This window comes from Serratia marcescens, from assembly GCF_029846115.1.
In the GTDB taxonomy this organism is placed as follows: domain Bacteria; phylum Pseudomonadota; class Gammaproteobacteria; order Enterobacterales; family Enterobacteriaceae; genus Serratia; species Serratia marcescens_L.
In genome coordinates this window covers 2901548-2926111 of record NZ_JARVZZ010000001.1, presented here as the reverse complement: position 1 = coordinate 2926111, position 24564 = coordinate 2901548, and the positions used below count along the sequence as shown (strand labels likewise).

Annotated in this window: 22 protein-coding genes, 1 tRNA gene and 1 other RNA gene; 6 read left to right on the top strand and 18 right to left on the bottom strand. The window is 60.5% G+C overall.

Annotated features, from left to right (window positions below; genetic code table 11):
* Positions 1–240: 240 nt before the first annotated feature.
* The 4 genes from QDT79_RS13795 to ftnA all read right to left on the bottom strand — a co-directional run bounded on the left by QDT79_RS13795 (position 241) and on the right by ftnA (position 2762).
* On the bottom strand, positions 241–582 hold the full coding sequence (locus QDT79_RS13795; RefSeq protein ID WP_025302452.1) for a YebY family protein: 342 nt from the start codon (positions 580–582) through the stop codon (positions 241–243).
* A gap of 69 nt (positions 583–651) precedes the next feature.
* Complete coding sequence (gene copD / locus QDT79_RS13790; RefSeq protein WP_308316620.1) at positions 652–1533, bottom strand: copper homeostasis membrane protein CopD; 882 nt, start codon at positions 1531–1533, stop codon at positions 652–654.
* A 2-nt stretch (positions 1534–1535) separates the two neighbouring features.
* Positions 1536–1919, bottom strand: a complete 384-nt coding sequence (yobA, locus tag QDT79_RS13785; protein WP_004940886.1) for a CopC domain-containing protein YobA — start codon at positions 1917–1919, stop codon at positions 1536–1538.
* Between the two features lie 324 nt (positions 1920–2243).
* Complete coding sequence (ftnA, locus tag QDT79_RS13780; RefSeq protein WP_025302449.1) at positions 2244–2762, bottom strand: non-heme ferritin; 519 nt, start codon at positions 2760–2762, stop codon at positions 2244–2246.
* Positions 2763–3102: 340 nt separating this feature from the next.
* Between ftnA and QDT79_RS13775 the strand changes: the two genes are divergently transcribed.
* Positions 3103–3333, top strand: a complete 231-nt coding sequence (locus QDT79_RS13775) for a DNA polymerase III subunit theta (protein WP_063989545.1) — start codon at positions 3103–3105, stop codon at positions 3331–3333.
* Between the two features lie 33 nt (positions 3334–3366).
* Here QDT79_RS13775 and pip read toward each other — a convergent pair whose 3' ends face one another.
* Both pip and dksA read right to left on the bottom strand, forming a co-directional pair.
* Positions 3367–4320, bottom strand: a complete 954-nt coding sequence (pip, locus tag QDT79_RS13770) for a prolyl aminopeptidase (protein WP_063990329.1) — start codon at positions 4318–4320, stop codon at positions 3367–3369.
* A 194-nt stretch (positions 4321–4514) separates the two neighbouring features.
* Positions 4515–4940: an RNA polymerase-binding protein DksA gene (dksA, locus tag QDT79_RS13765; protein WP_063989544.1), complete on the bottom strand. Its 426-nt coding sequence runs from the start codon at positions 4938–4940 to the stop codon at positions 4515–4517.
* A 423-nt stretch (positions 4941–5363) separates the two neighbouring features.
* Between dksA and exoX the strand changes: the two genes are divergently transcribed.
* Complete coding sequence (gene exoX / locus QDT79_RS13760; protein WP_004928833.1) at positions 5364–6032, top strand: exodeoxyribonuclease X; 669 nt, start codon at positions 5364–5366, stop codon at positions 6030–6032.
* 35 nt (positions 6033–6067) lie between these two features.
* Here exoX and QDT79_RS13755 read toward each other — a convergent pair whose 3' ends face one another.
* The 6 genes from QDT79_RS13755 to QDT79_RS13730 all read right to left on the bottom strand — a co-directional run bounded on the left by QDT79_RS13755 (position 6068) and on the right by QDT79_RS13730 (position 12957).
* Complete coding sequence (locus QDT79_RS13755; protein WP_130017901.1) at positions 6068–8101, bottom strand: S9 family peptidase; 2034 nt, start codon at positions 8099–8101, stop codon at positions 6068–6070.
* A gap of 68 nt (positions 8102–8169) precedes the next feature.
* A complete protein-coding gene (locus QDT79_RS13750; protein WP_038875883.1) occupies positions 8170–8823 on the bottom strand; it encodes a tellurite resistance TerB family protein in 654 nt (217 codons plus the stop codon).
* A 149-nt stretch (positions 8824–8972) separates the two neighbouring features.
* Positions 8973–9551, bottom strand: coding sequence for a TorD/DmsD family molecular chaperone (locus QDT79_RS13745; RefSeq protein ID WP_063989542.1), 579 nt, complete (start codon positions 9549–9551; stop codon positions 8973–8975).
* Between the two features lie 42 nt (positions 9552–9593).
* On the bottom strand, positions 9594–10331 hold the full coding sequence (locus QDT79_RS13740) for a phosphatase (protein WP_004928821.1): 738 nt from the start codon (positions 10329–10331) through the stop codon (positions 9594–9596).
* A 90-nt stretch (positions 10332–10421) separates the two neighbouring features.
* Entirely contained in the window at positions 10422–11363 is a 942-nt protein-coding gene (ghrA, locus tag QDT79_RS13735) for a glyoxylate/hydroxypyruvate reductase GhrA (RefSeq protein WP_308316619.1), read from the bottom strand.
* Positions 11364–11490: 127 nt separating this feature from the next.
* The gene (locus QDT79_RS13730) at positions 11491–12957 is read right to left on the bottom strand and encodes a peptide MFS transporter (RefSeq protein ID WP_308317184.1); all 1467 of its coding nucleotides are present in this window, start codon (positions 12955–12957) and stop codon (positions 11491–11493) included.
* Positions 12958–13405: 448 nt separating this feature from the next.
* Here QDT79_RS13730 and QDT79_RS13725 point away from each other — a divergent pair.
* Together QDT79_RS13725 and QDT79_RS13720 are read left to right on the top strand one after the other, a co-directional pair.
* Positions 13406–13495 (top strand) — tRNA-Ser (locus QDT79_RS13725).
* Positions 13496–14227: 732 nt separating this feature from the next.
* A non-coding RNA gene (locus tag QDT79_RS13720) (RtT sRNA) lies at positions 14228–14347 on the top strand.
* A gap of 219 nt (positions 14348–14566) precedes the next feature.
* Here QDT79_RS13720 and QDT79_RS13715 read toward each other — a convergent pair.
* Positions 14567–14923 carry a helix-turn-helix domain-containing protein gene (locus QDT79_RS13715; RefSeq protein WP_004928813.1) on the bottom strand — a complete coding sequence of 119 codons (357 nt, stop codon included), beginning with the start codon at positions 14921–14923 and terminating at the stop codon, positions 14567–14569.
* 295 nt (positions 14924–15218) lie between these two features.
* Between QDT79_RS13715 and sdeA the strand changes: the two genes are divergently transcribed.
* Together sdeA and sdeB are read left to right on the top strand one after the other, a co-directional pair.
* Entirely contained in the window at positions 15219–16406 is a 1188-nt protein-coding gene (sdeA, locus tag QDT79_RS13710) for a multidrug efflux RND transporter periplasmic adaptor subunit SdeA (protein ID WP_107226960.1), read from the top strand.
* Between the two features lie 24 nt (positions 16407–16430).
* Positions 16431–19574: a multidrug efflux RND transporter permease subunit SdeB gene (gene sdeB / locus QDT79_RS13705; protein WP_063989540.1), complete on the top strand. Its 3144-nt coding sequence runs from the start codon at positions 16431–16433 to the stop codon at positions 19572–19574.
* Between the two features lie 65 nt (positions 19575–19639).
* Here the strand turns inward: sdeB and QDT79_RS13700 are convergent, their stop codons facing one another.
* The 5 genes from QDT79_RS13700 to nagZ all read right to left on the bottom strand — a co-directional run bounded on the left by QDT79_RS13700 (position 19640) and on the right by nagZ (position 24554).
* Positions 19640–20119, bottom strand: coding sequence for an RrF2 family transcriptional regulator (locus QDT79_RS13700; protein WP_025302433.1), 480 nt, complete (start codon positions 20117–20119; stop codon positions 19640–19642).
* Positions 20120–20382: 263 nt separating this feature from the next.
* Entirely contained in the window at positions 20383–20919 is a 537-nt protein-coding gene (locus tag QDT79_RS13695) for a glycine zipper 2TM domain-containing protein (protein ID WP_167325016.1), read from the bottom strand.
* A gap of 356 nt (positions 20920–21275) precedes the next feature.
* Complete coding sequence (locus QDT79_RS13690; protein ID WP_004928794.1) at positions 21276–22580, bottom strand: NAD(P)/FAD-dependent oxidoreductase; 1305 nt, start codon at positions 22578–22580, stop codon at positions 21276–21278.
* A gap of 332 nt (positions 22581–22912) precedes the next feature.
* A complete protein-coding gene (gene ycfP, locus QDT79_RS13685; RefSeq protein ID WP_033638056.1) occupies positions 22913–23455 on the bottom strand; it encodes an alpha/beta hydrolase YcfP in 543 nt (180 codons plus the stop codon).
* Between the two features lie 79 nt (positions 23456–23534).
* Positions 23535–24554, bottom strand: coding sequence for a beta-N-acetylhexosaminidase (gene nagZ / locus QDT79_RS13680; RefSeq protein WP_308316618.1), 1020 nt, complete (start codon positions 24552–24554; stop codon positions 23535–23537).
* Between the last annotated feature and the right edge of the window lie 10 nt (positions 24555–24564).

The following is a 24564-nucleotide window of genomic DNA, read 5'->3' as shown; positions in this document are numbered from 1 at the left end:
ACAAAAAAAGACCGAATACGATTCCTATATTCGGTCTAGGGAAATGGCTCTTGGGAGAGAGCCGTGCGCTAAAAGTTGGCATTTAATGCAGGGCTTGTTCAGCCGTGCACTTTAAGAGTAGCCTACCACGCCAGTTTTGCCAGCCGCCCGGCGGCCGCGTGATAGTTTCGTGACGAAATAACTATGCGGCAAATGCGCATCAATCCGCGCGCGTTGGGCAAGGCGTTGGCAAACAAGCGGTTAGTCAGCGCACAGCTTCTCGGCGCGTTCAATGAACGGCGCCAGGCTCATTTTTTTCCCCGGTTCGGCAGGGTCGTCCAGCAGGAGCACCTCCAGCGGCTGCGCACGCTGATGGCCCTTCTTCACCTGTTGCTCCGCCGCGTCGTTGAGCGGGTATTGCATCAGGGTGCTGTTGTTGAGCACGAACAGCGCGCCGCCGCTGCGGCACTGCAGCGTCACTTCTTCCTTGGTGAACGCCCACTGTTTGCCGTACTCCAGTTTGGTGATGTTCACCAGTTTGTCTGCCGCCAGCGCGCCGGTCGCGGTTGCCAGCAGCGTAATGCCGAGTAATACCGATTTCATGTATTGGCCTTAAGGTTGCTATTCGCGTCGATTTTCCCGCAGCTTGCCCGGTTGCGGCAAGCTGAAATGTCATACCGGCGCATAGGTTGCAAATAAACTGACCAGCAGCAGCACTGCCATCCCCAACCCGACTTCGAGCCAGCAGGCCAGCACCACGCCGCGCTGCGCCAGCGCCGGCACGCGGCTCATCGCCGGCACGATGGCGTAGCGATTGGCCAGCGCCACCATCACCATCAGCGCCACCAGCGCGGCTTTGATCAGCAGCAGGCGTTGATAAGGCGAACTGAGGTTGAGCGGCCAACCGCCGAGAATGATCAGGCTGTTGACGATGCCGGTGACGATCACCGCCGCCACCGCCAGGTGCCCCCAGCGCGAGAAACGGATCAGCGTGGTGATGGCGTCGCTACGCCACTGCGGCGGCTGCAGGTAGCGCAGGCAAACCAGCAGCGGCGCCAGGCAGCCGAACCAGTAACCGGCGGCCAGCAGGTGTATCGCATGGTTGGCGCGGTGCAGCGCGCCCAGCGTGCCTTCGTGCATCGCCGCGTGGCCGATGAACGCCAGGCTGACTAGCAGCAGCGCCGAACACAGCGCCAACGCCTGCGCGCGCGGCCGTTCCGGCAGCAGCAGGCTCAGAATCGCCAGCAGCGACAGGCCCAGATGCCAGCGCCATACTTCGCCGAAGGTGGTGCCAAGCACCGCCCACCAGACCTCCAGCCGCCAGGCGTCTTCCCAACCGTCGCCCATCTGCCCGGCCTGAATGGCCAGCAGCGCCACGGCGGAAAGCCCGGCAATCCAGGTGCCGGCAAGCAGCAGCGGGCGCACATCGCGGGAGAGGTTCGGGGAGAGGCGCTGCGGTGACAGTAAGGCGGTGAACAGACTGATGCCGAACATCAGCATCACCGCCGCAAAGTGCACCAAGCGACACAGAACGAACAGGGTCGCCAGACTCACGATCAGTTTACGGTGAAGCTGTACTGGCCTTTGGTTTTATGCCCGTCGACCGAAACCACATGCCAGCTGACGTTGTATTTGCCCGCGCTCAGCTCGCCTTCGATCGGCACGTTGACCTGGGTGTTGTTGTTCGGATCGAGCTGCAGCTTGCCGGTTTTCACCACGGCGTTGTCCGGGCCGGTGATTTTCACGCCGCTGAAGTTCGGCTCGATACCTTCGGAGAAGCTGAGGGTCAGCGCCTTCGGCGCCGGGCTGACGCTGGCGTCGGCCTTCGGCGTTTCCACTTTCAGGTGGGCGTGCGCCAGCGCTTGCTGCGAAGACAGGCCGACGAACAGGACGAAAACGGTGGAAAGCAGGCGACAGGAGGAACGAATTTTACCGATCACAGTGGTATCCCTTAACAGTAAAAGAGGGTCATAAGGGTTAAGGCCACAGCCAAGGCGATGTATCAGCGGCCCCAACCCACCGCAAATGATTGCGCCACGGGTAACAGAAAAAACGGGTCGTATCGGCTAACCCGCTGTTTTGACTCTACCATCCCTGTAGCGTATCGCGGTAAATCATAACGACCACGCTGCGGCAAGTCGAGCGCATCACTGGCATTTTGCGATCCGGCAGCACGTATCGCCGCATAACCGCGATAAACGCAGGGTAAAAAAAACCGCGCGTCAGGCTCGCCCGCGCGCGGTTTTTCGGTGTTCTGTTGCAGATTAAGCCTGGCCGTTGCCGCCTTGGCCCATCGCGCCCATTTTCTTCAGATCTTTGTCGATGAAGAACAGGCCTTTGCCGCTGGTGCCCACCAGCGCCAGCTTATCCAGCACGGATTTGAACAGTTTCTCTTCTTCGTGCTGCTCCGCCACGTACCACTGCAGGAAGTTAAAGGTGGAATAATCGTGTGCGGTCATGGCGGCGTGCGCCAGTTCGTTGATCTGACGGGTGATCAGCTGTTCGTGTTCGTAGGTCTGCTGGAACACGTCCGCCAGCGATTCGAACGCCACCGGCGGCGCGGCGATGCTGCCCAACAGCGGCAAAGAGCCAGTGTCGCTCAGGTAGTCGAACAGACGTTGCATATGCTGCATCTCTTCCTGAGAGTGCTCTTTAAGAAATGCGGCGGCGCCTTCAAAGCCTTTATCGCTGCACCATGCGCTCATCTGCAGGTACAGGTTGGCGGAGTAGAACTCCAGATTCAGTTGCTCATTCAGCTTTTGAGTCATTTCTTGCGTCAGCATAATGATTCCTTTTATTTTGCAGGTCATGAATTTAATTTCCGCGCATTATGCCCTGCTGCCGTAAAAATAAAAACACCTTATTTACACTCAAAACACATTTATTATAAATCATTTAAATATCATAAAGTTAAAATATTAAATCCGCATTGAGAATTAACATGATAATTATTTCCATCTTTTATTTAAATCAAAAAGCGAATCATTCTTATTTAAAAGAATAAATAGATTGCATTACTCCTGGATAAATATCGCCCGCGACGGCGGCGCAACGGGCTTGCCAAGCGCCGCCGGGTGGATTACCTTCTGCGCAGGTTCAATGCGGCAAAGTAAGGAGCATAAGGTGGTTTACAATCTGGCCGAGTTGTCCAAAGAAGAAATGGACAGGGTGAACGTGGATCTCGCCGCCTCAGGCGTGGCGTACAAAGAGCGCTACAACATGCCGGTGATCCCGGAAGTGGTGGAGCGCGAGCAGCCGGAGCCGCTGCGCGACTATTTTCGCGAGCGCGTGGCCCACTACCGCGCGGAATCCCACAGGTTTTCGCGCCTGCCGTACGAGCCGAAGGTCAAGTAATAAAAAACCCGCCGTAACGGCGGGTTTTTTACGTCACTTGCCGGCGAACCGGTCGGTGGCGATCATCAGCTGGTGCAAAATGCCCGGCTCGTCATACGAGTGCCCCGCCCCTTCCACAATATGCAATTCCGCTTCCGGCCAGGCTTTGGCCAGATCCCAGGCGTTCTGCACCTGGCAGGCCATGTCATAGCGGCCGTGGACGATCACCGCCGGAATATGGCGGATCAGCGGCACATTGTGCAGCAGCTGGTCGTCGCTCTCCAGGAAGCCCAGATGGGTGAAGTAGTGGTTTTCAATGCGGGCGAACGCCAGCGCGAAATCATCCTCGCCGAACGAAGCGGATTCGCGGCTCGGCAACAGCGTCACCGTCTCCCCTTCCCACACGCTCCACAGCTTGGCCGCTTCGAGCTGCACCTGCGGATCGGCCGAGGTCAGCCGCTGCCGGTAGGCGGCGATCACGTCTTTACGTTCGTCATCCGACAGAATGGACAGCACGCGCGCCCATTTGTCCGGGAAGAAGCGTGAAGCGCCATCCTGGTAATACCAATGCAGTTCCTGTTTGCGCAGGGTGAAAATGCCGCGCAACACCATTTCACTGACGCGCTCCGGGTGGGTCTGCGCATAGGCGAGCGCCAGCGTTGATCCCCAGGAGCCGCCGAACACCAGCCATTGGTCGACGCCGGCCATTTCGCGCAGCCGCTCGATATCGGCCACCAAATGCCAGGTAGTGTTGTTGTCCAGACTGGCGTGCGGACGGGAGCGGCCACAGCCGCGCTGATCGAACAGCAGCACCTTGTAGCGTTCCGGATCGAACAGCTGACGATGATGCGGGGAGATGCCGCCGCCCGGCCCGCCGTGAATGAAGACCGCCGGTTTACCGTTCGGGTTGCCGCTCAGCTCCCAGTAGATCCGGTGGCCATCCCCAGTGTCCAGCCAACCGCTGTCGTATGCCGCTAACGGCGGGTACAAACCTCGTAATTGTTCCATGGCGCTTTCCGTCTCTCTGTGAGTCATGCTTTCATCAAAGCGGAAGCCGCCCGGCAGGTCAACGGTAAAACCCGAAAACTCGAACGCGCGCCGAGAACTCGGCGCGCGTTTGCTCAAAATCGCAACGACCTGCCTGCAAAATGCCCACAGGCCCGATCGGTTGAGGGGCGAGCTCGCCCCCCGGCAGGACTCAATTAGCCACCTTTGCGCATATGCGGCTCGCGCATCTCCTGTGCGGTTTTCGCTTCGATGCTCAGCTCTGCCGTCGGGCGCAGCAGCAGCCGCGCCAGCCCGATAGGTTCACCGGTTTCCCGGCAGTAGCCGTACTCGCCGTTCTGCAATCGCGCCAGCGCCGCATCGATTTTCGGCAACAGGCGGCTTTCGCGATCCAACTGGCGGAACAGCAGGCGCAGATCCTCTTCGCGTGCCGCCTTGTCGGCTTCATCGCCCGTCGCTTCACCACCGTCGATCTCTTTTTTCAGCTCATCGATGTGCAGCAACAGTTTTTGCCGCTCATCCTGCAGCAGCTGACGGAAAAACGCCCGCTGAATCGAGTTCATATAATCAGAATCCGGCATGGCCAGCAGTTGCTGCGCATCCGGTAACGTCATGACTGTCATTGCGCTCTCCCAATATCAAAAGTGTAATATTATAACATAATATTAATTTTTAGCACCTGGTCATCAAAAAACAAAATTTCACGCACAAACAGCCAGTTAACCTAAACCTGCACTTTGCCGCTTGCATCCTCTTGGCTTTAGGCGGTTAATGGCTGAGCAAGCCACCCAATCATAGGTAACGAGAGGCCATCATGAGTAAGGGAATGGATAGCAAAAAGAATGCGAAGAAGAAGCCGTTGAAAACCCCAGCTGAGAAACGTGCGGAGAAACGCGCCAAAAAAGCGCATCCGTCTGGTGAGTAAGCGTCCTTCCATCCGTCATTAAACCCGCCAAGGCGGGTTTTTTATTGCCAGCAGCAAGGTGCGGTTGGCACGGCCGTCTGTGCCGGTTAAGCTGAGGCCTGACGGCAACGCGGAGGAAAACATGACGTTACGCGTAATAGATACCGAGACCTGTGGGCTGGACGGCGGCGTGGTGGAAGTGGCCTCCCTCGATCTGCTCGACGGTCAGTTAACCAACCCGATGAGCGATCTGGTCAGCCCTGATCGCCCCATCAGCCTCGACGCGATGGCGATTCATCACATCACCGAACAGATGGTGGAAGGCAAACCGCGCATCGCGGTGGCGATCGGCCGCTATCAGGGCAGCCCTTACTATGTGGCGCACAACGCCGCTTTCGATCGCGGCGTGCTGCCGGAGATGAACGGCGCCTGGATCTGTACCCTCAAGCTGGCGCGTACGCTGTATCCGGACATCAAGTACGGCAACCAATATCTGCGCTACGCGCTGAACCTGGACGTGCAGCTACCGGCAGACGCCACGCTATACCCGCACCGCGCGCTGTATGACTGCTACGTCACCGCCGCGCTGCTGCAACGCATCATCAAGGATTCGGGCTGGACGCCGGAGCAAATGGTGCAGATCACCGAACAACCGGTGCTGCTGAAGAAGTTCAAATTCGGCAAATATCGCGGGCAGGAGATCGATCGCATCGCCCAGGAAGATCCCGGCTATCTGCGCTGGATGCTGAAATCCATCGACGATCTGAGCCCGGACATGAAGCACACGCTGAAATACTATCTGATTGGCTAACACGGCGGGCGGCACAGGCCGCCCGCCGTTCGCCGTTACTCCGCCAGCGCCAGAATGAAGGCGTACTCCAGCGCAATATCCTCATAGGCCTTGAAGCGCCCGGACTTGCCACCGTGGCCGGCATCCATGTCGGTATACAGCAGCAGCTGCCGATCGTCGGTTTTCAGTTCGCGCAGCTTGGCCACCCACTTGGCCGGCTCCCAATACTGCACCTGCGAATCGTGCAGGCCGGTGGTCACCAGCAGATGCGGGTATGCCTGTGCCTTTACCTGATCGTACGGGCTGTACTGCTTGATGTAGTCGTAATAAGCCTGTTCGTTCGGGTTGCCCCACTCGTCATATTCGCCGGTGGTCAGCGGGATCGACTCGTCCAACATGGTGGTCACCACGTCGACGAACGGCACCTGCGCCACCACGCCGTGGAACAGCTGCGGCGCCTGGTTGATCACCGCCCCCATCAGCAGGCCGCCGGCGCTGCCGCCCATGGCGAACACCCGCTTGCCGTCGCCGTATCCCTGGGCGACCAGCGTTTCGGTCACGTCGATAAAATCGTTGAAGGTGTTCTGCTTGTTGAACAGCTTGCCGTCTTCATACCACAGCTGCCCCAACTCGCCGCCGCCGCGAATGTGCGCCAGCACGAACACGAAACCGCGATCGAGCAGGCTCAGGCGGCTGGCGCTGAACGCCGGATCCATGCTGCTGCCGTAGGAGCCGTAGCCGTACACCATCAGCGGGTTGGCGCCGCGCTGGAAGCTGTCCTGGCGATACACCAGCGAGACCGGCACCTCGACGCCGTCGCGCGCCTTCACCCACACTCGCTCGCTGCGGTAGTTTTCCGGCGTGAAGTTCTTCACTTCCTGCTGTTTGAGCATCGTCCGCTCGCCGCTGTCCATGTTCAGCTCGTACAGCGTAGTCGGGGTGGTCATCGACGAATAGCCGTAGCGCAGCAGCGCGGTCTCCGGATCCGGGTTATACGCCAGCCAGGTGGTGTAAGTCGGATCGTCGAAGGCGATGCGCTTCTCTTCGCCAGTCTGCCAGTGGATCTGGCGCAGCAGCGTCAGGCCGGCGCTGCGCTCCTCCACCACCAGCCAGTCGCGGAACAGGCTGAAGCCCTCCAGCATCACGTCGGCGCGCGGGGCGATCAGCGTCTGCCACTGTGCTTCGTCCGCCTGTTCGCTTTGGTACAGGCCGAAGTTCTTGCCGTCCTTGTTGGAGCGGATGTAGAAATGCTGGTGATAATGATCGATGGCGTACTCGTGATCCTTGCGGCGCGGCACGAACAGCTGCGGCTTGGCGTCCGCACGATCGGCGTCCAGCAGCAGGATCTCCGAGGTGGTGGTGCTGCTAAGGTGGATCAGGATAAAGCGCTCGGAGGTGGTCTTCTCCAGCCCGACGTAGAAGGTATCGTCCCGCTCTTCATAAATCAGCTCGTCCTGCTGCGGATCGCTGCCCACCACGTGGCGATAGACCTGATACGGCAACAGCGTCTTGGCGTGCTTGCGCACGTAGTAGATCGTCGAGGAGTCGTTGGCCCACTCGAAGCTGCCGGAGGTGTTCTCCAGCACTTCGTTCGCCCAGCTGCCGTCGGCCAGGTTCTTGAAGCGAATGTCATACTGGCGGCGCGACAGGAAATCCTCCGCCACCCCCAGCAGCTGGTTGTCGGGGCTGACGTCCAGCCCGCCCAGGGTGTAAAACTCGTGGTTCTCGGCGCGCTGGTTGCCGTCGATAAGCACCTCCCAGTGCTCGCTCTCGGCCTGCGGCTGGCGCACGGAAATCGCGTATTCGTTGCCCGGCTCATAACGCGTCTGATAGCGATAGCCGTGGCGCACGTAAGGCACCGAATGTTCCTGCTGCGGAATGCGCGCCACCATCTCTTCGTACAGGGTTTCGCGCAGCGCCTGCTGCGGTTTCAGCATCGCATCGGTGTAGGCGTTTTCCGCCTGCAGGTAGTCCAGCACCTGGCGGTCTGCGCGCTCGTCGTCGCGCAGCCAGTAGTAGTCATCCACGCGCGTGTCGCCGTGGATGGTGATGGGATAAGGGCGTTTTTCCGCTTTCGGTGGGGTCATCATTGCTAAATCATCCGCTTACATAGATTGCGGCAAGAGTGACACGATTCCCCCCGGCTTGCCAAGCGGCGCTATGCCAGCTCGCGCTTTTTCTCGTTGACGTCGCTCTCGATGCCCTGCTTGACGTCCGCCGGGATCTTCAGCGCCTGCGCCAGCGCATCGAGGTAGCCGCGCTCCATAAAGTGGTCGACGTCGATCACCAGGCAGCTCAGATAGTAAACCTCCAGCGCCTCGTCTTCGTTTTGCACGCTGCGGGCGATCAGCTCCGGGTTGAGCGGCTGATCGAGCGCTTCCTGCACCCAACCCTGCGCCTCCTCCCCCACCTGCAGCTGCGCCAGGCTGTGATCAATGGCACGCTGCTCGTCGGCATCGATATGGCCGTCGCTCTTGGCGGCGAACACCAGCGCCTGCACCAGGCGTTTGGCGCGCAGATCCACCGGCGTGGTTTGCAAACCGAACTGCGGTTCGCCCTGGTGGGTCTCTTTCACCCGCTGCTTGTACTTGTTCCACAGCACCGCGCCCACCGCCGCGCTGCCGCCGACGATCAGCGCATTCTTGCCGAACTTGCCCACCAGCTTGCGCGAGGATTTGTTGGCTAACAGCACGCCGACCAGGCCGCCCAGCGCCGTGGGCGCCAGCAGCTTACCGATGCCTTCCGCCCCGCCCATCGCGCCGGCCTTCTGCCCGATCAACGTTTGAATCTGCTGCATCCAGTTACTTTTCATCATCTACCCCTTGCGTGAAAAAGCGCGGCGCGCAGGCGCGGCCGAACCGACGGTAAACCGCCAGATTAGGGGATCTTTTGTCAATTTACGTCTGGGGGATGCAAACCTGTGTTTAGCGGGCCGGGCGGCCCGCCGGGATGGCTGCGGCGTTACGCTTCTTCGTCGCCCGCTTCGTCGTCCTGCTCGTACTCCGCCAGCTCGTCGCGCATCGCCTGGATGGCGTCGCGGGTCATCAGCGCCAGCGTGCGGTAAAAACCGGTGGTGGCGTGCGCTTCCACTTTGCCGAGGAAGCGGCCGCACCACGGCAGCAGGAACTCGTCGAACAGGGCGATCTGCGCCTGCGCTTCATCTTCCTGCGACTGATCTTCCAGCCAAGACGCCGCCAGCAGCAGCTGGCCGAAATGGTCGGCCGGCGCCTCCGCCAGCGGCATGCCGCGCTGCTGCAGGAAGGTGCGCACTTCGGCTTCGTTTGCGCCTTCGACATAGTCGGAGCGGAACGGCGACACGCTGCATTCGCTGCCGACGAACATCGCGTTGAAGTCGGTCGCCAACTGGTTGACGTCGCAGCCCTGCTGCAGGCGCTTCAGCAGGTCATCCTGCTCCAGCGGCCAGTGCTGCTGCAGCTTGCCCTCTTTGATCAGCGCGAACAGCGGCACCAGCAGCGGATCCTGCGGCTGACGGTAGAACAGCGTACCCAGCACGCGGCAAACAATGGAAAACTCATTCATGATAATGCCTTATACAATACGGAAAATTTTGCCGGGACGATGTCACAAATCGGCCAATTCCGCAATCGCCGGCTTGCCGCGCCGTTCGAGAAAGTCCAGCAACCGGCGCGGGCTGACGTTGAGAATGCGCTCTTGCGGGAAGCCCACCTCTTCGATGATGCGTTCGCAGTGCTCAAAGTTACCCAGCGAAAAGGCGACGTGCGAATCCGAGCCCAGCGCCAGCCAGCCGCCGGCATCGCGCACCGCGGCGGCGATCGCCCGGCAGTTGGCCTCGCTGCCCTTGCGGGAGTGGGTGAACGACGAGTTATTCAGCTCCAGCGCCACCTCGTATTTGGCCGCCGCCGCCGCGACGGCGGGAATGTCGATCGGGTAGCGCGGGTTGCCAGGGTGGCTGATGATATGCACGTCCCCCTGCGCCATCGCGGCGATCATCGCTTCAGTATTGGACGCTTTATCCTGCGGCGCAAACACCGGCTCATGGAAACCGGCGATGATCACGTCGGTGGCGGTCAACATCGGGCCGGTGCAGTCGATGTCGCCCTGCAGGTTTTTGATGTTGGCTTCGATGCCGCGCAAAATGCCCACGCCGTTCACCCGGCGCGGCCACACGTGCATGTTCATAAAGTGCCAGTAGTGCGGCGCATCGGCCATGTCCGGGCCGTGATCGGTGATGGCGAACAGCTTGATGCCCTTCTGCTGGGCTTCGGCGATGTAATCGTGCAGCGTGCTGTAAGCGTGGGTGCTGGCGACGGTGTGCATATGCAAATCAACGGGATACATTGTTTCTCCTTCCAGAGGGCCCGCCCGCAAAGGTACAAGCAGGCGCGATGACGGTGTCAGCTTATCAGTTACCGAACGGCGGCTGAAGGATCAGTACCCCCGTTGCCTGTCGACCACGCCGGCCGGGGCATGCCCCGCCTCCAGCGCGCGAATGTTGGCGGCGATCTGATCCATCGCCTGCTGCGGCAACGTGATGGCAGCAATATGCGGGGTAATGGTGACACGCGGATGACGCCAGAACGGGTGATCCTGCGGCAGCGGCTCGCGGGCGAACACGTCCAGCGTGGCGGCGGCCAGCTGCCCCTGCTCGAGCGCCGCCAACAGATCGGCCTCCACCAGATGCGCGCCGCGCGCGATGTTGATGAGATAGGCGCCCGTGCTCAACTGCGCGAACAGCTCGCGGTTGAGGATGCCGACGGTCTCCGGCGTATTGGGCAGCAGGTTGATCACCAATTTGACGTCGTCGAGGAAGGCCGCGCGCTGCGCCTCCCCGGCGAAGCTTTGCACGCCGTCAATCTGTTTGGCGCTGCGGCTCCAGCAGCGCACGCTAAAGCCAAACTCGGTCAGCTTGCGCGCCACGCTCTGCCCCAGCACGCCGGCGCCGAGGATGCCGATGGTGAAATCATCCAGCGAGTGCGGATCGAGCGGCTGCCACTCCTGCCGCTGCTGAAGCGCCTGATACTCGTCGAAACGACGGAAATAGCGCAGCACATAGCTCAGCGCATATTCCTGCATCTGCTGCGCCATGCCGGTATCCTCCAGCCGCAGCAGCGGTACGCCGGCGGGCAGCGTGCCGGGGTGCTTTCGCTCCTGATCGAGGATCGCGTCAACGCCGGCGCCGAGGGCGAACACCGCTTTCAGATCGCGACGATTGGCCAGCATTTCGTGCGGCGGGCGCCACACCAGCGCATAATCGGCCGGCCGCTCGTCGCCGCGCTGCCACTCGCGGATCTCGGCCTGCGGCAGGCGTTGCTTGATGCCTGCCAGCCATTCCTGGGCGTTGAACAAGGGGTGGTAATAAATGATGTTCATACTGCGGGGCTCCCGTTTGTTTTTATTGGTTTTCCTCCAGCCTTCCGCGATTCGCCGCCGGATGCAAGCGTTAAAGCCCAAAATAAAAACAGCCCCGACCAGTGGGGCTGTTGTGCATACTCATCAATCAGGCGGCAGACGGGGCGTCGCGCCGGATAAGGCGCCGCAGCAGCGGAATAAGAATCAGCATCGCCACGCCGACGCCCGTCGCCCCCCAGCCCAGCGCGCTGAAGATTTCGCTGTAGCCGGGGTTGGTTTGCAGCGGCGTGCTGCCGCTGTTTTCCGGCATCAGGCCGGAGACGTAGCCCGCCAGCACCGAGGCGACGCCGGTCACCATCATCCAGCAGCCCATCATCACGCCCTGATAGCGCGGTGGCGCCAGCTTGCCGATCATGGCGTAACCGATCGGCGAGATCATCAATTCACCGACGCTTTGCAACACATAGCTGATAACGATCCATTTGAATGCCACCAGCCCGTCGCCGCCCGCCATGCTGATACCCAGCGGCAGCACCAGCATGCCGAGCCCGATGCAGAACAGCGACCCGGAGAACTGCAGCGGAATGTCGATGTTGCAACCGCGAGCGCGCAGGCGGTTGAACCACCAGGCCAGCAGCGGGCCGCCCACCACGATCACCAGCGTGTTGATGTTCTGGATCCACTGCGGCGCCACCTGAATGCCGTAAACGTTCAGGTTGATGTTGTGCTCGGAGAACAGCATCAGCCCCATCGGCGCCAGCTGGTACAGCGCCCAAAACACCAGCGAGCCCAGCGCCAGAATCAGATAGGCCGCCATTCTGCGGCGCTCATCGCGTGGATGGTGGCGCAGCGTCATCACGCACAGCATCAGGAAGATCAGCGCACCGAGCACGATCACGAAGTGGCCGCTGAACTCGGCGTGGGTCAGCATCACGCGGATGATCGGCACCAGTGCCACCAGTACCGCCAGCCCGACCAGCATGCGCCAACGGTATTGGCTGCGGCTGGCGTCGTGCAGCGGGGTATTGAGATCCGCCAGAATGCGCCAGCGGCAGACGGCGACGATGATCGCCGCGGCGTTACCCAGCGTAGCGAACAGGAACAGCGCGCGGTAGTTTTCCGTCTGTTGGAAATAACCGGCGACGGTAAAGCCGACGAAGAACCCGAGGTTCATGCCGGCATAGTTCCACAGGAACGCCGATTCGCGCCGGTCATCATCCGGCTTGAAACGCTGGGTGAGCATCATATTGATGCAGGTGACGTTAAGGCCGCTGCCGGTCAGGAACATCGCCAGCCCCCAGTACAGCCCCCACACGCCCGCGACGGCAATCAGCGCGCAGCCGATCACCTGCAGCACCATGCCGAGCACGAACAGATTGCGGTTACTGAGGAATCGGCCGCCGAGGTAGCCGCCGAACATGTGCAGGCCATAGTTGAAGGCGCCGAATACGCCCATCATGGCGTTGGCGCTGCTTTCGTTGAAGCCCAGCCGCTTGGTGGCGTACAGCACCAGCGTAGAGTAAAGCACGGCGAAGCCGAGCGTGGCGAAGATCTGGATGAAGAACAGCGCCCCCGCACCGGGGGGAATAGCATGGCGCGCTTGCGGCGCCGGCATGGCATCTGAAGGAGTCAAAACGAACCTCTACTGCATTATTATGTAATGAGTCTGTCCCTGTCTGCGATATCGCCGGCCTGTCACCCGGCAATCTGCGCGGCGTCGTGATATTCCTTGCCAAAAACGCCGCGCCGACATGATTCCATTTAGCGACACATCTGACTAATAATCCAGTATTAATGCATATAACAGCAAACAACCCAATCTCATTGGCGATATATTGAGCTACCTGTACAGAAAAAGGTCAAACAATCGTCTTTCATGGATTCTGGCCGCTGCCTGCCCTGCCCGCTGGCGACCACGAGTGGAAATATCGTTCGGTAAATCAGCAAATTGCTGCAAGTTTGGCTAAACAGTCATGAGAATGAAATAAGAGGGTTGACGCTGAGATCAGATTCTCCTACATTAGCGCCCGTCGACAGCGCAAAGCGTTTTCGACAACAAAAACGGTGAGGTGTCTGAGTGGCTGAAGGAGCACGCCTGGAAAGTGTGTATACGCGAAAGTGTATCGAGGGTTCGAACCCCTCTCTCACCGCCAAATTCAAAGAGAAAGCCTGGATTCGCATCCAGGCTTTTTTTTTTGCATGATGCACCGCCGAGAGGGGCGAGAAGCCTCGACTGGGTTCGACAAAACGCCTGCGTTTTGGACCGCCAACGGCGGCCCGCAGGGTGAGCGCAGCGAATCAAGCCCTCTCTCACCGCCAAATTCAAAGAGAAAGCCTGGATTCGCGTCCAGGCTTTTTTTTTGCATGGTGTACCGCCGAGAGGGATGCGCATCCCTCCCTCTGCGATCGCGACTCCCATTTCCGCCGGTTATCCGCGAACCTTACCCCTGATTTTCTCGCCCTTTCATGGCTTCAGCCCTGCCGTTCGCCGCAGTTTTCAGCAAAGTGCGCACGGCTTGAGCGGACGAACAAAAACACAGAAATTATTCTTGACCGGATCGGCCCCACTCCCTATAGTAGCGCCCCGTTGCAGCGATGATTTCGCAACAAAAAATATGGTGAGGTGTCCGAGTGGCTGAAGGAGCACGCCTGGAAAGTGTGTATACGCGAAAGTGTATCGAGGGTTCGACAAAAACGCCCGCGTTTTGGACCGCGAACGGCGGCCCGCAGGGTGAGTGTATCGAGAAGCCTGAACTCACGTTCAGGCTTTTTTGTATGCATAGCGCACTGACCGGGAGGGTGAAAACCCTCGACCCTCGCCAACGCGAATCTATCCTCCTCACCGACGAAGAAGCCTGAACTCACGTTCAGGCTTTTTTGTATGCATAGCGCACTGACCGGGAGGGTGAAAACCCTCGACAGGGTTCGACAAAACGCCCGCGTTTTGGACCGCCAACGGCGGCCCGCAGGGTGAGCGCAGCGAATCTATCCCTCCCTCACCGCCATATTCTACGAAGAAGCCTGAACTCACGTTCGGGCTTTTTTGTATGCATAGCGCACTGACCGGGAGGGTGAGAACCCTCGACAGGGTTCGACAAAACGCCTGCGTTTTGGACCGCCAACGGCGGCCCGCAGGGTGAGCGCAGCGAATTTATCCCTCGTTCCACATAGACAAAAAAGCCCGAACGCAAATTCAGGCTTTTTTATCCCCACTCGCCAACCGCTCAGTGGTGCGTGCGCCCCATAGACGCCGGCTGCGCCAACGCGCGGCGCCAGTCGCCCGGCGTTTGGCCGAACTGGCGCTTGAAGCTGCGGTTGAACGACTGCTGTGAGTCGAAGCCAAGCGAAATCGCCACGCTGACGATAGGCTCGCCGCTGTTGGCCAGGCGCTCCGCCGATACTTTCAGTTTTTGCATGCGGATATACTCCCCTAGCGCGTAGCCGGTCTGGCGTTTGAACATGCGCTGCAGATGCCATTTGGAATAGCCCGCGCGGTCCGCCACGGTGTTGATATCCAGTTTCTCTTCCAGATTGTTGTCGATCCACGCCTTCAAATCGGTAATAAAGCCCGTCGTGTTCATGCTGATGCTCCCATCATTCGGCAGGGTCACCCTCTGCCCGATGCACATACGTTGCAACAGTTTCGCTTTAAATGCAATTTTTATTATTGCATTTACCAGAAAGCCGCCACTATACTCCACCCAATTAATGTAACCGATATTGATACATTAATGTGACACCAATGTGTTTCAAAACCTAACGCTGCGCCGCTGCACGACGCAGCCGCCCCCTCACCGCACGCCGGCGCGGGGGCGAATCCCGGAGAACAGGGCCGGGTATGGGGCCTGACCGCGCTTACTTATCGGAATAAAAATAATGGCAAATCAACCAAACTCATCGTTCAACGCCGGCGGCCGCACGCGCGCCGTCGCTCTGGGCCAGCGGCTCTCCGGGGTGGCGCTGTTGGCCGCCCTGCTCGCCGGATGCGACAACAGCGTCGCGCACAACGCCCCGCCACCGCCGCCGGTGGTCAGTGCCGCCAGCGTGGTGGTCAAGCCGATCAGCCAGTGGGATGCGTTCAACGGCCGGGTCGAAGCGGTGCAAAGCGTGCAACTGCGCCCACGGGTCTCCGGCTACATCGAGCGGGTCAACTACACCGAAGGCGACGAGGTGAAAAAAGGCCAGGTGCTGTTCACCATCGACGATCGCACCTACCGCGCCGCACGCGAACAGGCGCAGGCGGAACTGGTGCGGGCTCGCAACCAGGCCGCCCTGGCGCGCAGCGAATCCTCGCGCACCGAGAAACTGATCGGCACTCAGGCCATCTCTCAGGAAGTCTGGGAGCAGCGTCGGTCATCCGCCGCGCAGGCGCAAAGCAACGTGCTGGCGGCGCAGGCCCAGCTCGATATGGCGCAGCTGAATCTCGACTTTACCCGCGTTATCGCGCCGATTGACGGGCGCGCCAGCCGCGCGATGATCACCGCCGGCAACCTGGTCACCGCCGGCGACAGCGCCAGCGTGCTGACGACGCTGGTGTCGCTCGACAAGGTCTATGTCTATTTCGACGTGGATGAAGCCACCTTCCTGCGCTATCAGCAGCAGGGCCGGCACGACGCGCGCCTGCCGGTGAAGGTCGGCCTGGTAGGCGAAGACGGCACCCCGCATCAGGGGCTGGTGGATTTCACCGATAACCAGCTGAACGCCGGGACCGGCACCATCCGCATGCGCGCCCTGCTCGACAACCGCGATCGCCGCTTCACGCCGGGGCTGTTCGCCCGGGTACAGATGCCCGGCAGCGCCGAGTTCAACGCCATGCTGATCGACGATAAAGCGGTGATGACCGATCAGAACCGCAAGTTCGTTTACATCGTCGATAAAGACGGCAAGGCGCAGCGCCGCGACATCGACGTGGGCCGCATGGCCGAAGGATTGCGCATCGTGCAGAAAGGGTTGGCAAACGGCGATCGGGTGATCGTTGACGGCATGCAGAAAGTGTTTATGCCGGGCATGCCGGTCGACGCGAAAGCCGTCGCCATGACTCCTATCGCCTCCGCACTTAACTAAGCTCCCAGCAGAGACTTCTGACCCATGGACTTTTCCCGCTTTTTCATCGACCGACCGATCTTTGCCGCGGTGCTGTCGATCCTGATTTTTGTCGCTGGGGTGATAGCCATCCCGCTGCTGCCGATCAGCGAGTACCCGGACGTGGTGCCGCCCAGCGTGCAGGTGCGCGCAGAATACCCGGGCGCCAACCCGAAAGAGATCGCTGAAACGGTGGCCACGCCGCTGGAAGAAGCGATCAACGGCGTTGAAAACATGATGTACATGAAATCGGTCGCCGGTTCCGACGGCGTGCTGGTGACCACCGTCACCTTCCGCCCGGGCACCGATCCCGATCAGGCGCAGGTGCAGGTGCAAAACCGCGTGGCGCAGGCCGAAGCGCGCCTGCCGGAAGACGTGCGTCGCCAGGGCATCACCACCCAGAAGCAGTCCCCGGCGCTGACGCTGGTAGTGCATCTGGTCTCGCCTTCCGGCAAATACGATTCGCTGTATCTACGCAATTACGCCACCCTGAAGGTCAAGGATGAGCTGGCCCGCCTGCCGGGCGTCGGCCAGGTGCAGATCTTCGGCGCCGGTGAGTATGCGATGCGCATCTGGCTTGATCCGAACAAGGTCGCCGCGCGCGGGCTGACCGCCTCCGACGTGGTGAGCGCCATGCAGGAGCAGAACGTGCAGGTCTCCGCCGGCCAGCTCGGCGCAGAGCCGATGCCGACGCGCAGCGACTATCTGCTGTCGATCAACGCCCAGGGCCGCCTGCAAACCGAAGAAGAGTTCGGCAACATCATCCTCAAGAGCGGCGACAACGGCGAGATCGTGCGGCTGCGCGATGTGGCGCGCATCGAAATGGGCTCCGGCAGCTACGCGCTGCGCGCCCAGCTCAATAACAAGGATGCGGTCGGTATCGGTATCTTCCAGTCGCCGGGCGCCAACGCCATCGAGCTGTCGGACGCGGTGCGCGGCAAGATGGCCGAACTGGCGACCCGCTTCCCGGACGGCATGAGCTGGAAATCGCCTTACGATCCGACGGTGTTTGTGCGCGATTCGATCCGCGCGGTGGTGGATACCCTGCTGGAAGCGGTGATCCTGGTGGTGCTGGTGGTCATTCTGTTCCTGCAAACCTGGCGCGCCTCGATCATTCCGCTGTTGGCGGTCCCGATCTCCGTGGTCGGCACCTTTGCCGCGCTGTATCTGCTGGGCTTCTCGCTCAATACCCTCAGCCTGTTCGGGCTGGTGCTGGCGATCGGCATCGTGGTGGATGACGCCATCGTGGTGGTGGAAAACGTCGAGCGTAATATCGAAGAGGGGCTGTCGCCGCTGGCGGCGGCGCACCAGGCGATGCGCGAGGTCTCCGGCCCGATCATCGCCATCGCCGTGGTGCTGTGCGCGGTGTTCGTACCGATGGCGTTCCTCTCCGGCGTTACCGGCCAGTTCTACAAGCAGTTCGCCGTCACCATCGCCATCTCGACGGTGATCTCCGCCATCAACTCGCTGACCCTGTCGCCGGCGCTGGCGGCGCGCTTGCTCAAACCGCACGGCGCGCCGAAAGATCTGCCGTCGCGCCTGATCGACCGGCTGTTTGGCTGGCTGTTCCGGCCGTTCAACCGTTTCTTCGCCAGCGGTTCGCACCGCTACCAGCGCGGCGTATCCCGCGTGCTGGGCCGGCGCGGCGCGGTGTTCGTCGTCTATCTGCTGCTGCTGGCCGCCGCCGGGGTGATGTTCAAGACCGTGCCCGGCGGCTTTATCCCGACGCAGGACAAGCTGTACCTGATCGGCGGCGTGAAAATGCCGGAAGGCGCCTCGCTGGAACGCACCGATGCGGTGATCCGCAAGATGAGCGCCATCGGCCTGAGCGTGGACGGCGTCACCGATGCGGTGGCCTTCCCCGGCCTGAACGCGCTGCAGTTCACCAATACGCCGAATACCGGCACGGTGTTCTTCGCGCTGGAGTCGTTGAGTACCCGTACCCGCACCGCGGCGCAGATCAACGCCGAAATCAACGCGCGCATCTCACAGATTCAGGAAGGTTTCGCCTTCTCAATCATGCCGCCGCCGATCCTCGGTATCGGCCAGGGCTCCGGCTATTCGCTGTACGTGCAGGATCGCGCCGGGCTGGGCTACGGCGCGCTGCAGACGGCGATCAACACGATGTCCGGCGCCATTATGCAAACGCCGGGGATGGGCTTCCCGATCTCCTCGTATCAGGCCAACGTGCCGCAGCTGGATGCCAAAATCGATCGCGACAAGGCCAAGGCGCAGGGGGTGCCGCTCAATGCGCTGTTCAGCACGCTGCAGACCTACCTCGGTTCGTCTTACATCAACGACTTCAACCGCTACGGCCGCACCTGGAAGGTGATGGCGCAGGCCGACGGCCAGTTCCGCGACAGCGTGGAGGACATCGCCAACCTGCGCACCCGCAACGACAAAGGCGAAATGGTGCCGATCGGCAGCATGGTCAGCATCGGCACCACCTACGGCCCGGATCCGGTGATCCGCTATAACGGCTTCCCGGCGGCGGATCTGATCGGCGACGCCGATCCGCGCGTGCTCTCCTCTACCCAGGCGATGGGCGCGCTGACGCAGATGGCCGGCAAGCTGCTGCCGAACGGCATGAACATCCAGTGGACCGATCTGAGCTACCAGCAATCGACCCAGGGCAACGCCGCGCTGGTGGTGTTCCCGGTGGCGGTGTTGCTGGCGTTCCTCGCGCTGGCGGCGCTGTATGAGAGCTGGACGCTGCCGTTGGCGGTGATCCTGATCGTGCCGATGACCATGCTGTCGGCGCTGTTCGGCGTGTGGCTGACCGGCGGCGACAACAATGTGTTCGTGCAGGTCGGGCTGGTCGTTCTGATGGGGCTGGCCTGCAAGAACGCCATTCTGATCGTCGAGTTCGCCCGCGAGCTGGAAATGCAGGGCAAAGGCATCGTCGAGGCGGCACTGGAGGCCTGTCGCCTGCGGTTGCGGCCGATCGTGATGACCTCCATCGCCTTCATCGCCGGCACCATCCCGCTGATCCTCGGCCACGGCGCCGGCGCCGAGGTGCGTGGCGTCACCGGCATCACGGTGTTCTCCGGCATGTTGGGGGTCACCCTGTTCGGGCTGTTCCTGACGCCGGTGTTCTACGTCACCCTGCGGCGCCTGGTGGCGCGCAAAGCACAGTCACAGACCGTCTGAATGCGGCGTTAAAATGCAAAAAGGTCGGGCATTGCCCGACCTTTTTTTATGCATGCGAACCGCGATTATTTGTCGGCGGTTTCAGCCTCTTGCGCGGCGGCGTACTCCGCGCAGGCGCGCTTGTCGCCCCGCTCCAGTTCGGCCAGCGAATCGGCCACGGTGTGGCGCGCCAGCACCGCAAGCGAAGCCTGCTCGGCCTCGTTCACCACCGATTTGAAATACCAGCAGGCGTTGGCGCTCACCAGGCAACGGGCCGGCACTTCAGGGCGGGAAGCCCAGATGCGCTTATCGTCGATCACCGCCAGATAGATGTCCCGCAGGGTGATCTCTTCCGCCGGGCGGCCGAGATGGATAGAGCCGTTTCGGCCCAGGGTGGAAACGATGATGCCGTCTTTGGTCAGCGGGACCATCAGTTTGCGGATAAAACTGGGGTTGGCTTCCAGAGCGGCGGCGAGGGTGGCGCTTGTCGAACGCATGCCCTGCTTCTCAGCTACGGCGACGCTAAGGACCATTTGCAACGCTGTCGGAAAGCGAAAATCTAACATGTCGTTATCTCTGCGAGACGAAATACTCGGGTTTGGCCGGTGTGGCGATTGGCACCGAACACACCGCTTAATTGCACAATAATATAACAAACGCGGGGGCTTTTTTGAAGTTTTGCCCAGTGATATCGCACGCAGACATTAGAACAATCGCAAATTCTTGGCAGGCAGAAAACAGAAACCCGCGTCAATGTTAACGCCGCTCGCTTAACCGGGTTAAACGATCAGAACTAACACTGCCCGCGGGCTTAATTCGAATGTGGCGATCAGGCTCTGTTCAGCACCAGTTGCCCGTTTTTATCCAACGGGATTTGCGTGCCCGGATCGTGATCCATGCGGATCTTGCCCTGCTGATTACCGATCTTGTAAGTCACGTCATAACCCAGCATTTTCTGGGACTTGTCGTAGACCGTTTTGCAACGCTGCTGAACGCTGGTGCTGACGTCGTTGTTCTGCATCGCCCCTTGCACCTGGTTGCCGGCATAGCCACCGCCCAGCGCGCCGACCACGGTCGCCACGTCGCGCCCCCGACCGCCACCGAACTGGTGGCCGATCACGCCGCCCGCCACTGCGCCCAGCACAGAACCGGCGATGCGGTTTTCATCCTGCACCGGCGCACGGTGCGTAACGGTGACGTTGCGGCATTCCTGACGCGGCGTTTTGATGGTTTCTTTAATCGGCGTTGCGGCGAGCACCTGCGCGTACTGCGGACCGGCAGAAAAGACGTCCAGGCTGGCTACTGCTGCAATCCCCAGAGCGGCAGCGACACCAATTCCAACACCGGCTAACATTGACTTGTTCACAGGAAACCTCCTGAAAGTGTTACCACGCATTTTTTCCGGGGTCTGTGACCGGCTGGCACCGCGCTTATTATTTTGCGCATGGGCGGCTTGCGGTATCCCGGTTTACGGCGTGCGCGACGCGCCGTCTGTAAACGAGGTAAAGTCTGCACAATGATCTGAGGACCCGCAATAAGACAAGGGGACCAAAAATGCGGGAAAACGGCCGTTTTCCCGTTGTTTAGGAGGAATCTTAAGAATTTTACCCATGTCGACGACAGCTTATGCTGAAGAATCAAGCAACCGCCGCCGTTCGCCTCGCGCCGCCCAAAAAAAACCCGCGCGGGCGAACCGGCGCGGGTTGATCGACAAAGGCAGGATCAGTGCATTTTCAGACGCGGGCGGATCACCCGGTTGATGCCGCCCACCAGCATCATCAGGCCGGTTTTGATATAGCCGTGCAACGCCACTTGGTGCATGCGGTACAGCGAGATGTAAACGAAACGCGCGATGCGCCCTTCCACCATCATCGAGCCGCGCATCAGGTTGCCCATCAGACTGCCGACGGTGCTGAAGCGCGACAGCGACACCAGCGAGCCGTGGTCTTTATACACGTATGGCTTCAGCGTCTGGCCGTTCATCAGCGCCAGAATATTGGTGGCGCAGCGCGAAGCCATCTGGTGCGCCGACTGGGCGCGCGGCGGCACGAAACCGCCACCCTCTTTCGGGCAAGAGGCGCAGTCGCCGATGGCGAAGATGTTCGGATCGCGCGTGGTCTGCAGCGTCGGCTCCACCACCAACTGGTTGATGCGGTTGGTTTCCAGGCCGCCGATGTCTTTCATGAAGTCCGGCGCCTTAATGCCGGCCGCCCACACCATCAGATCGGCGTCGATAAACTCGCCGCCCTTGGTGTTCAGGCCTTTGGCGTCCGCGCTGGTCACCATGGTGTTGGTCAGCACGCGCACGCCCAATTTGATCAGTTCCTGGTGCGCAGCGGCGGAAATGCGCGGCGGCAGCGCCGGCAGAATGCGCTCGCCGGCTTCCACCAGCGTCACGTTGAGCGCGCTGTTGTCCAGGCCTTCGAAACCGTAGCTGTGCAGCTGCTTGACCGCGTTGTGCAATTCGGCGGACAGCTCAACGCCGGTGGCGCCGCCGCCGACGATAGCGATGTTGACCCGCTCTTTTTGCCCCGGCTGCGCCGAGAACTTCAGGAACAGGTTGAGCATTTCGTTGTGGAAACGACGTGCCTGATGTGGGTTATCCAGGAAGATGCAGTGCTCTTTCACGCCCGGCGTACCGAAATCGTTCGAGGTGCTGCCCAGCGCCATCACCAGGATGTCGTACGGCAATTCGCGCGCCGGCACCAACTCGCCGCCCTGCTCGTCGCAGATCTGCGCCAGCTGCAGCGTTTGCGTCTCGCGGTTGATGTTGGTCAACGACCCCAGCTGGAAGCTGAAATGGTGGTTGCGCGCGTGCGCCAGGTAGCTGAGCGCATCCACGCCGTCATCGAGGGAACCGGTTGCCACTTCGTGCAACAGCGGTTTCCACAAATGGCTGTGGTTGCGATCCACCAGCGTGATCTCCGCTTTGTTCTTGCGGCCAAGTTTATGGCCCAGGCTGGTCGCCAGCTCCAGACCACCGGCGCCGCCGCCAACAATAACGATTTTCTTCTTTGGCGTTGTCAAAATAACCCCCTAAATGTGAACCATTTGTTATTCCAGGGTAAATAAATAATATCCTTAGAATACATAGGGTTCGCTTAAAATAAATCGGCTCTCTAAGGCCAGAATAACATGCGAGGTTATTTGGTCATACCAAAATTGACGTACATCAATTTTTTTTGGTTAAAGGCTGGACGAGGGGATTTTTTGGGGATTGCGATTCAAATAGTTAGCGCTGAGTCACAGTTTTAAATTTTGCCGATTGCCACACGGAATCTTGCTTTGACGCACAAAAAAGCCGCACTTTCCGTCGGTGAAAAACGGGGAGCGCGGCTCGCGGCAGCGTTATGAAACTGTTAACCCAGTGCCTTGAACGCCTTGATCCGCTGCAGATGCGGCGAGATGTTTTTGAACTTGTGCGTCTGCTGTTCATCCCACACGATTTCGTAGTAGTGATGCAGCAATTCGGCGCTGCGCCGGTTATCCAGCACCTCGTCGTGCCGCGACAGCACCACCAGACAGCGATCGCGATTTTTCTCGCGGAAATCCTCCACGCACTTGGTGGCAATATCGCGGTACTCTTCCGGCCGGTCTATCTTGCCGTGCATGTGCTCTTCCGGGTACAGATTGGGATTGAACATCGCCTGGCGAATGCCGCACAGAAAGCCGATGCGCTCCGCCCAGAAACCGCCGAGGCCGACCCCGCAGATCAACGGATGCGCATCGCCGCCCTGCTGCACCGCCTTGTCCACCTCTTTCAACAGATGCTGCATGTCGTGACGCGGATGCAGCGTGCTGTAGCTGATGAAGCGCACGTCCGGATCGATAAACTGCAGCTGTAACACCTTTTCATGATTGCCGGGACTGGTGGAATCGAAGCCGTGCAAATAGATAATCATGTGGATCCTCGCAACAAGCCAAGGGCCGCGGGCGCGGCCCTCATCATTTCCGCTCTGCGCCGCGATGCGGCGCCTGGATTCACCCTTGCGAACGCTGCTTGTGCTCCTCCCAGCGTTCGCTCAGCGCGCTGAGCGCCTTGTGCGCCAGCTGCCAGCGCTCGGAGTCGCGCAGTTCCTGACGGGTGAACTGACCGCGATGATATAACCGCTTCACCTTCTCTGCTTTGACCGGGGACAGGTTATCCAGCACGCTGACCGCACCTTCGCGGTGGTTGCACACCAGGATCATGTCGCAACCGGCATCCAGCGCCGCCTGGCCGCGCTCGGCGTAGCTGCCCATGATCGCGGCGCCTTCCATCGACAGATCGTCGGAGAAAATCACGCCGTCGAAGCCCAGCTCCTGACGCAGGATCTGCTGCAGCCAGTATGGCGAGCCGCTGGCAGGACGCGGGTCCGCTTCAGTATAGATGACATGGGCCGGCATGACGGCGTCCAACAGCTGGCGGTTGATCAGCTCGCGGAAGATCGCCATGTCGTGCTCACGGATCTGCGCCAGCGGCCGCGGATCGCGCGGGGTTTCCTTGTGCGAATCGGCGCTGACGGCGCCGTGCCCCGGGAAGTGTTTGCCGGTGGTTTTCATGCCGGCGCTGTGCATGCCGAGGATAAAGCGTTCCGCCATCGCCAGCGCCTGCTGCGGATCGCGGTGGAACGAACGTTCGCCGATTGCCGCGCTGCCGTGGCCGATATCCAGCACCGGCGCAAAGCTGATGTCGATATCCTGCGCGATCATCTCCGCCGCCATCAGCCAGCCGGCCTCCTGCGCCAGACGGCCACCTTCCTGCGCATCGTGCAACGCGGCAAACGACTGCGCCGCCGGTAAACGGGTGAAGCCCTCGCGGAAGCGCTGTACGCGCCCGCCCTCCTGATCTACCGCCACCACCAGCCGATCGTGCGATTCGGCGCGGATCTGGCGCACCAGCTCACGCAACTGCTCCGCATCGTGGAAGTTGCGGGTGAACAGGATCAATCCGCCAACCAGCGGGTGTTTCAATATTTCGCGTTCTTCTGCATCCAGCTCGTAGCCGGCGACATCTAGCATTACTGGGCCC

What these genes read in the sequence shown, in the direction of transcription:
- nagZ (WP_308316618.1), bottom strand. Translation starts at nt 24,554, where the DNA reads ATGCTAGATGTCGCCGGCTACGAGCTGGATGCAGAAGAACGCGAAATA.
- pip (WP_063990329.1), bottom strand. Translation starts at nt 4,320, where the DNA reads ATGGAACAATTACGAGGTTTGTACCCGCCGTTAGCGGCATACGACAGC.
- QDT79_RS13740 (WP_004928821.1), bottom strand. Translation starts at nt 10,331, where the DNA reads ATGTATCCCGTTGATTTGCATATGCACACCGTCGCCAGCACCCACGCT.
- QDT79_RS13750 (WP_038875883.1), bottom strand. Translation starts at nt 8,823, where the DNA reads ATGAAAAGTAACTGGATGCAGCAGATTCAAACGTTGATCGGGCAGAAG.
- QDT79_RS13715 (WP_004928813.1), bottom strand. Translation starts at nt 14,923, where the DNA reads ATGAACACGACGGGCTTTATTACCGATTTGAAGGCGTGGATCGACAAC.
- QDT79_RS13745 (WP_063989542.1), bottom strand. Translation starts at nt 9,551, where the DNA reads ATGAATGAGTTTTCCATTGTTTGCCGCGTGCTGGGTACGCTGTTCTAC.
- dksA (WP_063989544.1), bottom strand. Translation starts at nt 4,940, where the DNA reads ATGACAGTCATGACGTTACCGGATGCGCAGCAACTGCTGGCCATGCCG.
- sdeB (WP_063989540.1), top strand. Translation starts at nt 16,431, where the DNA reads ATGGACTTTTCCCGCTTTTTCATCGACCGACCGATCTTTGCCGCGGTG.
- sdeA (WP_107226960.1), top strand. Translation starts at nt 15,219, where the DNA reads ATGGCAAATCAACCAAACTCATCGTTCAACGCCGGCGGCCGCACGCGC.
- ftnA (WP_025302449.1), bottom strand. Translation starts at nt 2,762, where the DNA reads ATGCTGACGCAAGAAATGACTCAAAAGCTGAATGAGCAACTGAATCTG.
- ghrA (WP_308316619.1), bottom strand. Translation starts at nt 11,363, where the DNA reads ATGAACATCATTTATTACCACCCCTTGTTCAACGCCCAGGAATGGCTG.
- QDT79_RS13730 (WP_308317184.1), bottom strand. Translation starts at nt 12,957, where the DNA reads ATGCCGGCGCCGCAAGCGCGCCATGCTATTCCCCCCGGTGCGGGGGCG.
- QDT79_RS13755 (WP_130017901.1), bottom strand. Translation starts at nt 8,101, where the DNA reads ATGATGACCCCACCGAAAGCGGAAAAACGCCCTTATCCCATCACCATC.
- QDT79_RS13700 (WP_025302433.1), bottom strand. Translation starts at nt 20,119, where the DNA reads ATGTTAGATTTTCGCTTTCCGACAGCGTTGCAAATGGTCCTTAGCGTC.
- ycfP (WP_033638056.1), bottom strand. Translation starts at nt 23,455, where the DNA reads ATGATTATCTATTTGCACGGCTTCGATTCCACCAGTCCCGGCAATCAT.
- QDT79_RS13795 (WP_025302452.1), bottom strand. Translation starts at nt 582, where the DNA reads ATGAAATCGGTATTACTCGGCATTACGCTGCTGGCAACCGCGACCGGC.
- exoX (WP_004928833.1), top strand. Translation starts at nt 5,364, where the DNA reads ATGACGTTACGCGTAATAGATACCGAGACCTGTGGGCTGGACGGCGGC.